The 9603-nt window shown below is 42.8% G+C and carries 8 protein-coding genes and 1 pseudogene; 3 read left to right on the top strand and 6 right to left on the bottom strand.

What is annotated here, in order from left to right:
• Positions 1-3 precede the first annotated feature (3 nt).
• From tuf to ACINWC323_RS17110, 5 genes and pseudogenes are all read right to left on the bottom strand, one after another.
• Positions 4-1192, bottom strand: a pseudogene (gene tuf / locus ACINWC323_RS0118655) (elongation factor Tu).
• A 93-nt stretch (positions 1193-1285) separates the two neighbouring features.
• Positions 1286-3424: an elongation factor G gene (fusA, locus tag ACINWC323_RS17095; protein ID WP_005229047.1), complete on the bottom strand. Its 2139-nt coding sequence runs from the start codon at positions 3422-3424 to the stop codon at positions 1286-1288.
• Positions 3425-3601: 177 nt separating this feature from the next.
• Positions 3602-4072, bottom strand: a complete 471-nt coding sequence (gene rpsG / locus ACINWC323_RS17100; protein ID WP_004655203.1) for a 30S ribosomal protein S7 — start codon at positions 4070-4072, stop codon at positions 3602-3604.
• Positions 4073-4232: 160 nt separating this feature from the next.
• The gene (rpsL, locus tag ACINWC323_RS17105; protein WP_004638184.1) at positions 4233-4607 is read right to left on the bottom strand and encodes a 30S ribosomal protein S12; all 375 of its coding nucleotides are present in this window, start codon (positions 4605-4607) and stop codon (positions 4233-4235) included.
• Between the two features lie 158 nt (positions 4608-4765).
• Positions 4766-6364, bottom strand: coding sequence for an EcsC family protein (locus ACINWC323_RS17110; protein WP_009507089.1), 1599 nt, complete (start codon positions 6362-6364; stop codon positions 4766-4768).
• A gap of 290 nt (positions 6365-6654) precedes the next feature.
• Between ACINWC323_RS17110 and ACINWC323_RS17115 the strand changes: the two genes are divergently transcribed.
• Genes ACINWC323_RS17115 through ACINWC323_RS17125 form a run of 3 tightly spaced genes read left to right on the top strand, consistent with a single transcriptional unit; the run spans position 6655 to position 8943 of the window.
• Positions 6655-7884 (top strand): beta-ketoacyl-ACP synthase II, encoded by a 1230-nt coding sequence (locus ACINWC323_RS17115; protein ID WP_004805136.1) that lies wholly within the window; start codon positions 6655-6657, stop codon positions 7882-7884.
• A 21-nt stretch (positions 7885-7905) separates the two neighbouring features.
• A complete protein-coding gene (locus ACINWC323_RS17120; RefSeq protein ID WP_005229045.1) occupies positions 7906-8358 on the top strand; it encodes a CopD family protein in 453 nt (150 codons plus the stop codon).
• 60 nt (positions 8359-8418) lie between these two features.
• Positions 8419-8943: a hypothetical protein gene (locus ACINWC323_RS17125; RefSeq protein WP_009507034.1), complete on the top strand. Its 525-nt coding sequence runs from the start codon at positions 8419-8421 to the stop codon at positions 8941-8943.
• 56 nt (positions 8944-8999) lie between these two features.
• Here ACINWC323_RS17125 and ACINWC323_RS20200 read toward each other — a convergent pair whose 3' ends face one another.
• Positions 9000-9161, bottom strand: a complete 162-nt coding sequence (locus ACINWC323_RS20200) for a hypothetical protein (protein WP_009507066.1) — start codon at positions 9159-9161, stop codon at positions 9000-9002.
• Between the last annotated feature and the right edge of the window lie 442 nt (positions 9162-9603).

Genomic DNA, 9603 nt, shown 5'->3' with positions numbered 1-9603 from the left:
CGCTTATGCAGTTACTTTAGCAACAACACCAGCACCTACAGTACGACCACCTTCACGGATCGCAAAACGTAGACCTGGGTCCATTGCGATCGGGTGGATTAACTCTACTGACATTTCTACGTTGTCACCAGGCATTACCATTTCTACGCCATCTTGTAATTTGATCGCGCCAGTTACGTCAGTTGTACGGAAGTAGAACTGTGGACGGTAACCGTTAAGGAATGGAGTGTGACGACCACCTTCTTCTTTAGAAAGTACGTATACTTCTGCATCGAATTTAGTGTGCGGCTTGATTGTACCTGGTTTAGCAAGTACTTGACCACGTTGTACGTCTTCACGCTTAGTACCACGAAGCAAGATACCACAGTTCTCACCTGCACGGCCTTCGTCAAGAAGTTTACGGAACATTTCTACGCCAGTTACAGTTGTTTTAACTGTATCTTTAATACCAACGATCTCGACTTCTTCACCAACTTTAACGATACCAGCTTCTACACGGCCTGTTACTACAGTACCACGACCAGAAATTGAGAATACGTCTTCGATTGGCATCAAGAATGCTTTGTCGATTGCACGTTCTGGTTCTGGAATGTAAGAGTCAAGCGCTTCAACAAGAGCGATAACTGCTGATTCGCCATATTGACCAGCATCACCTTCCAACGCTTTAAGCGCTGAACCACGGATAACTGGAGTTCATCACCGGGAAGTCATAAGTAGAAAGAAGTTCACGAACTTCCATTTCTACTAATTCAAGTAATTCTTCGTCATCAACAAGGTCACACTTGTTCAAGAATACAACGATGTAAGGTACGCCAACCTGACGTGAAAGAAGGATGTGTGCACGAGTTTGTGGCATTGGACCATCAGTCGCAGCACATACAAGGATCGCGCCGTCCATCTGAGCAGCACCAGTAATCATGTTTTTAACATAATCGGCGTGGCCCGGGCAGTCTACGTGAGCGTAGTGACGGATTGGAGAATCGTATTCTACGTGTGATGTATTAATTGTAATACCACGTGCTTTTTCTTCAGGAGCTGAGTCGATTTGTGAGTAATCTTTCGCTTCACCGCCGTAAGTTTTTGCACAGATCGTTGCAATCGCAGCAGTTAAAGTTGTTTTACCATGGTCAACGTGACCAATTGTACCCACGTTTACGTGTGGTTTGTTACGTTCAAACTTGGCTTTAGCCATGATGATCTTCCTTTATAAACTGCTCATGAGGGTCGCCCATGAGCACTTGGTTTTTTAACTAAATTTTAGTTGGGTAATATAGTAATCGAAAGATTACTCGTCGTCACCTTTTTTACCGCCAGCTTGGAACTTAGCGATGATGCCTTCCGCCACGTTACGTGGAGTTTCAGCGTATTTAGCGAATTCCATAGAGTAAGTCGCGCGACCTTGAGACATAGAACGCATTTGAGTCGCGTAACCAAACATCTCAGCAAGTGGAACTTCTGCTTTAATTGCTTTTGTTCCGCCAGGAAGATCGTCCATACCCTGAACCATACCACGACGACGGTTTAAGTCACCCATGATATCGCCCATGTAGTCTTCTGGAGTTTCTACTTCAACTTTCATGATTGGTTCAAGAAGGATAGGATCTGCTTTCATGAAACCGTCACGGAAAGCGTATGAACCTGCCATTTTGAACGACAATTCATCAGAGTCGACATCGTGGTAAGAACCGTCGAATAATGTCGCTTTGATACCCACAACAGGGTAACCAGCCAATACACCATTCTTCATACGTTCTTGAATACCTTTGTCAACCGCACCAAAGAATTCTTTAGGTACAGTACCGCCGACAACTTCTTCAGCGAATTCGTATTCTTTACCAGCTTCTTCAACATCCATAGGCTCTAAACGAACATATACATGACCGAATTTACCTTTACCACCTGTTTGACGAACAAACTTACCTTCTTGTTCAACAGACTTTTTGATGGTTTCACGGTAAGCAACCATTGGTTTACCAATGTTCGCTTCAACGCTGAACTCACGCTTCATACGGTCAACGATGATGTCAAGGTGAAGCTCACCCATACCAGCAATAATTGTTTGACCAGATTCTTCGTCTGTACGAACGCGGAACGATGGATCTTCTTTCGCCAAACGACCTAAAGCGATTGACATTTTTTCTTGGTCAGCTTTAGTTTTTGGTTCAACAGCCAATGAAATTACTGGCTCTGGGAATTCCATACGCTCAAGTGTAATGATGTTTTTCTCATCACATAATGTATCACCCGTAGTAACGTCTTTAAGACCTACACACGCTGCGATATCACCTGCACGGATTTCATCAAGATCTTGACGTTCGTTCGCATGCATTTGCACGATACGACCGATACGTTCACGCTTAGATTTAACTGGGTTATAAACCGGATCACCTTGTTTAAGAACACCAGAGTAAACACGTACGAATGTTAAGTTACCTACGAACTTGTCGTTCATGATTTTGAACGCAAGCGCAGAGAACGGAGCTTCGTCAGATGCTTCACGAGACGCTTTAGTTTCGTCTTTGTCGTCAAGGATACCTTCAATTGCTTTAACTTCTGTAGGAGAAGGCAAGAATTGAATTACAGCATCCAACATACGTTGAACACCTTTGTTCTTGAACGCAGAACCACAAAGCATAACTTGAATTTCAGATGCCAATGTACGAGCACGTAAGCCAGCGATGATTTCTTCTTTAGAAAGATCGCCTTCTTCCAGATACTTGTCCATTAACTCTTCAGATGCTTCAGCCGCAGCTTCAACCATCTTAGTACGCCATTCGTTTGAAGTTTCAACGAGGTCAGCAGGAATATCACCGTATTCGAACTTCATACCTTGAGATGCTTCATCCCAGATAATCGCTTTCATTTCGATGAGGTCAACTACACCTGTAAATGTATCTTCAGCACCGATTGGCACAACGATAGGTACAGGATTACCACCTAAACGAGTTTTAACTTGCTCAACAGCACGGAAGAAGTTTGCACCAGTACGGTCCATCTTGTTCACGAATGCTAAACGAGGCACTTTATATTTGTTTGCCTGACGCCATACAGTTTCAGACTGAGGTTGTACGCCACCAACTGCACAGTAAACCATGCACGCACCGTCAAGAACACGCATAGAACGTTCAACTTCGATTGTGAAGTCTACGTGTCCCGGTGTATCAATTACGTTGATACGGTGTTGTTGGAATTGGTTAGCCATACCAGACCAGAAACAAGTTGTAGCAGCAGAGGTAATTGTAATACCACGCTCTTGCTCTTGTTCCATCCAGTCCATTGTTGCTGCACCGTCGTGTACTTCACCAATTTTGTGAGATACACCTGTGTAGAACAAAATACGTTCTGTTGTAGTTGTTTTACCTGCGTCAATGTGCGCAGAAATACCGATATTACGGTAGTTACTAATTGGGGTTTGGCGAGCCATGATGTCTACATTCCTAAATGTTATATTTAAAACAGGACGCATCAATTAAATTGATGCGCACGAATATCCAAGCAGGCAACTTAAATACCCGCAAAGCCTCCACTTTGATAGAGAGCGATGTTGAATCGAGCTGCGGTACGCATGAATATTCTCCTGATTAGGGACTGTTTTATCCGCTTAGAAACGGTAGTGAGAGAAGGCTTTGTTGGCTTCAGCCATACGATGCACGTCTTCACGTTTTTTGATCGCTGCACCTTTACCTTCAGCTGCATCAAGCAACTCACCAGCAAGACGTAAAGCCATCGTTTTTTCAGAACGCTTAGCAGCAGCATCTACTAACCAACGCATCGCTAGAGCAGTACGACGGGATGGGCGTACTTCCATAGGTACTTGATAAGTAGCACCACCAACACGGCGTGCTTTTACTTCAACCATAGGACGAACTTTTTCAAGAGTAGTCTCGAAAAACTCAACTGGGTCTACTTTGTTTTTTTCTTGAACGCGGTCTAAAGCACCGTAAACGATACTTTCAGCAATAGATTTTTTACCATCTTGCATTACGTGGTTCATGAATTTAGCGATTGTTTGGCTGCTAAATTTTGGATCTGGAAGGATCTCACGAGCAGCGACTACGCGACGTCTTGGCATTTTAATACACCTAATAATATGACACTTCAGGATAATCCAGCAGTTTGTACAAGTGTCATGTACACGACGCTGGCCTTACTATACGTCGCTTGAATTACAAATCTATGAAGAATTCAAACAAGCGAAACGCTAAAGGGTTGCTTGGGCTAGTTTCCTAGAATTACTTCTTAGGACGCTTAGCACCGTATTTAGAACGTGACTGGTTACGATCTTTAACGCCAGCACAGTCTAAAGAACCACGAACGGTATGGTAACGTACACCTGGTAAGTCTTTAACACGACCACCACGGATAAGAACAACACTGTGCTCTTGTAGGTTATGGCCTTCACCACCGATATAGCTAGATACTTCAAAACCTGAAGTTAAGCGAACACGGCAAACCTTACGCATTGCTGAGTTAGGTTTTTTAGGTGTAGTAGTATAAACACGTGTACATACACCACGACGTTGTGGACAAGCCTTCAACGCAGGAACTTTTGATTTTTCAATCAAAGTCGTACGACCCTTACGGATCAACTGATTTGTTGTTGCCATTTGGCAATTCTCCCGTTATTAAACAACCTTAAAAAAAGAAAACGACCTCTTTTTAAGGGCACATAATTGTAAGCTAAGAAGTAAAAATGGTCAACATTGTTAGTGCTGACCATTTCTTGGGTTTGTTATGTTTTGATGTCTAAGACATCAGCCTATAATTAGCTATGTTTTGTTGAAGCAGGTTCGACATCAATTGATTTCTGCTCAGGCGCAACTTGCGCTTCAGCTTCATCGAAAATCTCTTCCTGTTCTGCCTTCAATGCGGGTTGCTGTTCAGTATGCTCATGCTCAACCACATGCTGCTCTGCAAGTTGTTGAATTCCTTCCTCTACTTTTTCATCCACTGGCGGTTTGACTGCATCCGTGTCTTTTGCCTGGATCGAAACCTTGGCAATCACATCATTCTTTGGCGTATCTGAAGCTGTAGTCTGCGTAGCAGCAGGCTCTACATTATCCGGCTTCTGTTCAGTGGCAACCTCAGCCCCCTCCCGATCCTGTTCTGTCTTCAACGCAGGTTGCTGTTCAGTATGTTCATGTTCAGCCACATGCTGTTCTGCAAGCTGTTGAATTCCTTGCTCTACCCTCTCATCAACCGGCGTTTTGGCAACATCACTATCTTTGGCCTGAATTGAAACACTGCTAATGACATCATTTTTTGGTGCATCTGAAATCACACCCTGCTTAACCTCTTCCCCACTTGCATTTAACAAGCGCGGTGCTGCCTTTTTCAATAAAGTCTCAGCTTTATAGTAGGCTTCCAGTGGAGAAATGTTTTCATCCGGGTGCTCATTTAAATAGAAACGCGCTGCACCAAAAATAGCTTGTGATTTGTGCCCGACATCTTCCAGCAATCTCCAGCTATAAAAACCGCTCAAGACAGCCCCGGCAACAGGCGTTAGCTTACCGACCACAGAAACTTGAGGAACACGGTTTAACCAGCCAAATTTAAATTGTCCTTGTTCATCTACCAGCCACTTCTTGACCAAATCAAAATCATTATTCGATCCGAGTAATTGCTGAAACTGTTGCAGGTCGTGTGTTTCCAGCATTGACTTTAAGGCTTTCAAGGCCACCAGCAGGGTTTGTTTTTCTGCCACCAGACTCAGGTCAATTTCCTTGAAGATAAATGCCACAATCTCTTGATCCGCCTCTTCTGACAAATCAAAGCCATGGGAACGTCCTGTCTGATAAATGGTTCGCAAGGTCAAAACAATTGATGCAGGAATATCGATGGCTGCACCCCATACACCTGTTGCCCCTGTGACCGCACCCTGAACTGCGGCCAGCAATTTGTTTTGTTCAATCAACGCCTGACTCAAACGTTGGGAACGACCTGTATCTTTGGTGAGCTCGATGATATCCTTCACCCCTGCTTCTTCAAGGATCTTTTCAGTCAGGGAACTATTCGAACTGAACTCGTTCAGCCACTGGAATAAATAGTCAGAGACTTTTTCTCCCAGATCAGGCGATACGAAAGATGCGATACTGTTCACACGTGTGTAATGACGACCTAGAAACTGATGTGAAAGTTTAGGAAATTGCTGACGTAACATTTGTTGTGGACTTTCATATTTCTCCACTTCAAACGGGCTTTTAAAACGAGCTTTTCCTTCAACCGTCTTGGAAGTGTTTGCAAGTTCCGCCCCAGATGTAATTGGCGCTACTTGAAATTTTTGTAATTCAGAACTGAGCTTTTTAGCCACTCCAAAGGCTTGTGCAAATAAACCTGAAGATTGCTTGTTTTTAGATTTTGTCATCAAGAACCTCTGTTGTGTAATATGTGAATTTCTAGGTAAATACTAGGTTGAATGCAGATTTATCTCAACTTTTATGTGTGTACTTTCATTACGTTTCGTCACCAGAACTGCAATATTTACGAATATTTACACAACTAGAAATAGGCATAAGATTTGCCATAAGAAATAAAAAACCTTTCTGCTATCATGGTGTCATTCACTCATAAGCCATTCTAATCGTTATTTTCTCCTGATTTGTATTCATAGCGAGATGCACAGGGCTTAAGTATTACCATAAAAGGGATCTGTAAATGAAACGTGTTGTAATCACTGGTATGGGCATTAACTCATGTATCGGTAACTCTTTAGAAGAGGTCACTCATTCTTTAAAAAATGGAATCTCAGGCACACGTTTAAACCCAACTTATGCAGAACTGAATTTCAAGAGCCATGTTAGCGCTGCAGCTGAACAGGATTTTGATGGCATTGACCGCAAACTGAAACGTTTTATGGGCGTCTGTGCCATGTATGCCTATAACGCGGCAGTCGCAGCAGTTGAGCATGCAGGACTAAAACAAGAAGATTTGGCAAATAATCCACGCTACGGTATTGCTGGTGGTTCTGGTGGTAACTCAACTGCCTCTGTTGCAGAAATGATCAAACTGCTAGAAGAAAAAGGTGCACGTAAAATTGGTCCTTTCTTCGTGCCGCGTAACATGTCAAATACCATTACTGCAAACGTTGGTGTTGCCTTTAAACTTCAAGGTGTGGCGCATTCGATTACCAGTGCATGTGCAACTTCTGCCGATGCAATTGGTTATGCTTATAACCTGATTCAATTGGGTAAACAGGATCTCATGCTTGCGGGTGGTGGTGAAGAAGATCACTGGTCACAAAGCTTGCTGTTTGATGCGATGGGTGCATTGTGTTCAAAATATAATGACACCCCGGAAACTGCCTCACGTCCATATTCAAAAGACCGTGACGGTTTCGTGATTGCTGGCGGTGGCGGTTTCGTCGTACTTGAATCACTTGAACATGCGCAGGCACGTGGTGCCAATATCCTTGCCGAAGTGATTGGTTATGCAGCAAATAGTGACGGTGCCGACATGGTTGCACCAAGTGGTGAAGGCGCAACACGCTGTATCATCATGGCACTGGATGAAGCAAAGCAGCATGGCGTCGAGCAGATTGACTATGTCAATACTCACGGTACTTCAACACCGGCAGGTGACGTGACTGAGCTGAAAGCGATGGAACGTGCATTTGGTGAAGGTCAGGTTCCACCACTCAGCTCAACCAAGTCGATGACTGGCCATAGCTTGGGTGCTGCAGGTGTTCAGGAAGCAATTTATTCTGTATTGATGATGCAAAATGACTTTATTGCACCGAACATCAACGTAACCGAGCTGGATGAAGGTGCACAAGGTTTCGATATTGTACTTGAAAAACGTGATGCAAAACTGAATACTGTCATGAGTAACAGTTTTGGTTTTGGCGGTGTAAACGCCTGCCTTATTTTCAAGAAGTGGGATGCATAATCCCGCTTAGCAGGATTATCGATGGATGCACCTTCTGATGCTTTCTTGTGGGTAAAAGCATTACATATTATTGCTGTGGTTTGCTGGTTCGCTGCTTTGTTCTACTTACCACGCCTTTATGTTTATCATGCCATGAGTGAAGATGCCGTCAGTCATCAACGCTTTGAAGTGATGGAACGTAAGTTGTATCGCGGGATTATGTGGCCGTCCATGATTGCCACATTAATTACCGCCCACTTTCTGGTCGACTGGGGTGATGCAACCCGGCATTATCATGAAGCCTTATGGTTTTACCTCAAGGTCGGGCTAGTGGGTCTTCTGGTGATTTACCACCTAGTGTGTGGTTATTATCGTAAAAAACTGATTGGCAATGCCCACTACAAAACACATAAGTTCTGGCGCTTCTTTAATGAAATGCCGACCCTGATCTTATTTGCGGTGGTGATTCTGGTTGTGGTAAAACCTCAGTTCTAACTGAGGTTTTTTTATTTTAGAATTCAATACATCCTATCAATTTTCATACTTGAATTTCAGATGATCAAAGCACTTCAACAGGCGCTAAGACAAATAAACAACTGGTTCATTGCAAACTTGATCGTACATCTCAAAATGAATCAGTTTCACTATCGCGGCTTAAGCTCTGGCGAGATTGAAATCGCACGTCCTGTGTTTGGTGACCTGATTGATTATGCACAGGTCAAAGTTTTTAATATTCCCTATCTGCCTTGGCAACCCGTAAATATATTTATGGCACCAAATGGCAATTTATTTGTACATCAAAAATATTTTAGTGCGGATTATTCAAAGTGCTCTGCCCCCTTACAAGGGATTTTTATTCATGAGCTGGCCCATGTTTTACAGTTTCAGCAACAGGTCCATGTCATTTTTAAAGGGGCAATGCTGCAATTGGGCTACTATCTCAGTTTTAAAACATATGATCCTTATCAATATCAATTCGAACCCGATAAAGCCTTTTCCAGCTACAACATCGAACAACAGGGGGATATTGCACGCGATATCTTCTTCAAGAAAATTCCCAATATTATTCTGAAAAAATAAAAAAAGCCCTGTCATTCTCTAACAGGGCTTTTTAAGTTAAAGCATCGCAACGGGTGTTATGCAGCTGCGCCTTTGCCAGTTTCATTAGCAGGTTCATGATCGACATCCATATCTGTTGTAAAATCTACACGCATTGCATCCTTAACAATGGTACCCATACGTCCAAAGCCTATCGCTAAACCTAAAGCGATCACTGGCAATAAAATCGTTGAACTCATAATCTCTCACCTCACGTTATTTAAAAGAGAATCTGATATTTAAGCTTGTGGCTCTTGTTCACGGAACATGACAGTACCGATACGACCAACCACAACCGCTAAAGCAAACGCAACAACTGGAAATAATAAAACTGACATATCAACCACCTCTTGATTTAAGTGTTGCAATACACTTGAGTAAGCTCAAAGTGTATAGCCATTCACATTAATCAGGATCATAGCAGTGCACAAATGTACACTCAAGTGTAGCAAAGATATTCCCGATAAACGGTATATAAAACACACAAAAACCAAACAAGTGCTTGAAATAAATCTATTTTCTATCAGGTACAGCTGTTCCTCATTTTTTTGAATTATTTAATAGCTTTATCAAAGCTGCTCTTTTTATTAGAAATTTTAGAATTTATTGCACTTGTCACCGGGGTGTCATCTCAATAGGCGA

It is taken from the genome of Acinetobacter sp. WC-323 (assembly GCF_000314615.1).
In the GTDB taxonomy this organism is placed as follows: Bacteria; Pseudomonadota; Gammaproteobacteria; order Pseudomonadales; family Moraxellaceae; genus Acinetobacter; species Acinetobacter courvalinii.
This window is presented reverse-complemented; position numbering and strand designations above follow the sequence as displayed.

Bases quoted from the DNA above. Each gene is read 5' to 3' on its own strand.
- ACINWC323_RS17110 (WP_009507089.1), bottom strand. From the start codon at position 6,364: ATGACAAAATCTAAAAACAAGCAATCTTCAGGTTTATTTGCACAAGCC.
- ACINWC323_RS20200 (WP_009507066.1), bottom strand. From the start codon at position 9,161: ATGAGTTCAACGATTTTATTGCCAGTGATCGCTTTAGGTTTAGCGATA.
- ACINWC323_RS17115 (WP_004805136.1), top strand. From the start codon at position 6,655: ATGAAACGTGTTGTAATCACTGGTATGGGCATTAACTCATGTATCGGT.
- ACINWC323_RS17125 (WP_009507034.1), top strand. From the start codon at position 8,419: ATGATCAAAGCACTTCAACAGGCGCTAAGACAAATAAACAACTGGTTC.
- fusA (WP_005229047.1), bottom strand. From the start codon at position 3,424: ATGGCTCGCCAAACCCCAATTAGTAACTACCGTAATATCGGTATTTCT.
- rpsL (WP_004638184.1), bottom strand. From the start codon at position 4,607: ATGGCAACAACAAATCAGTTGATCCGTAAGGGTCGTACGACTTTGATT.
- ACINWC323_RS17120 (WP_005229045.1), top strand. From the start codon at position 7,906: ATGGATGCACCTTCTGATGCTTTCTTGTGGGTAAAAGCATTACATATT.
- rpsG (WP_004655203.1), bottom strand. From the start codon at position 4,072: ATGCCAAGACGTCGCGTAGTCGCTGCTCGTGAGATCCTTCCAGATCCA.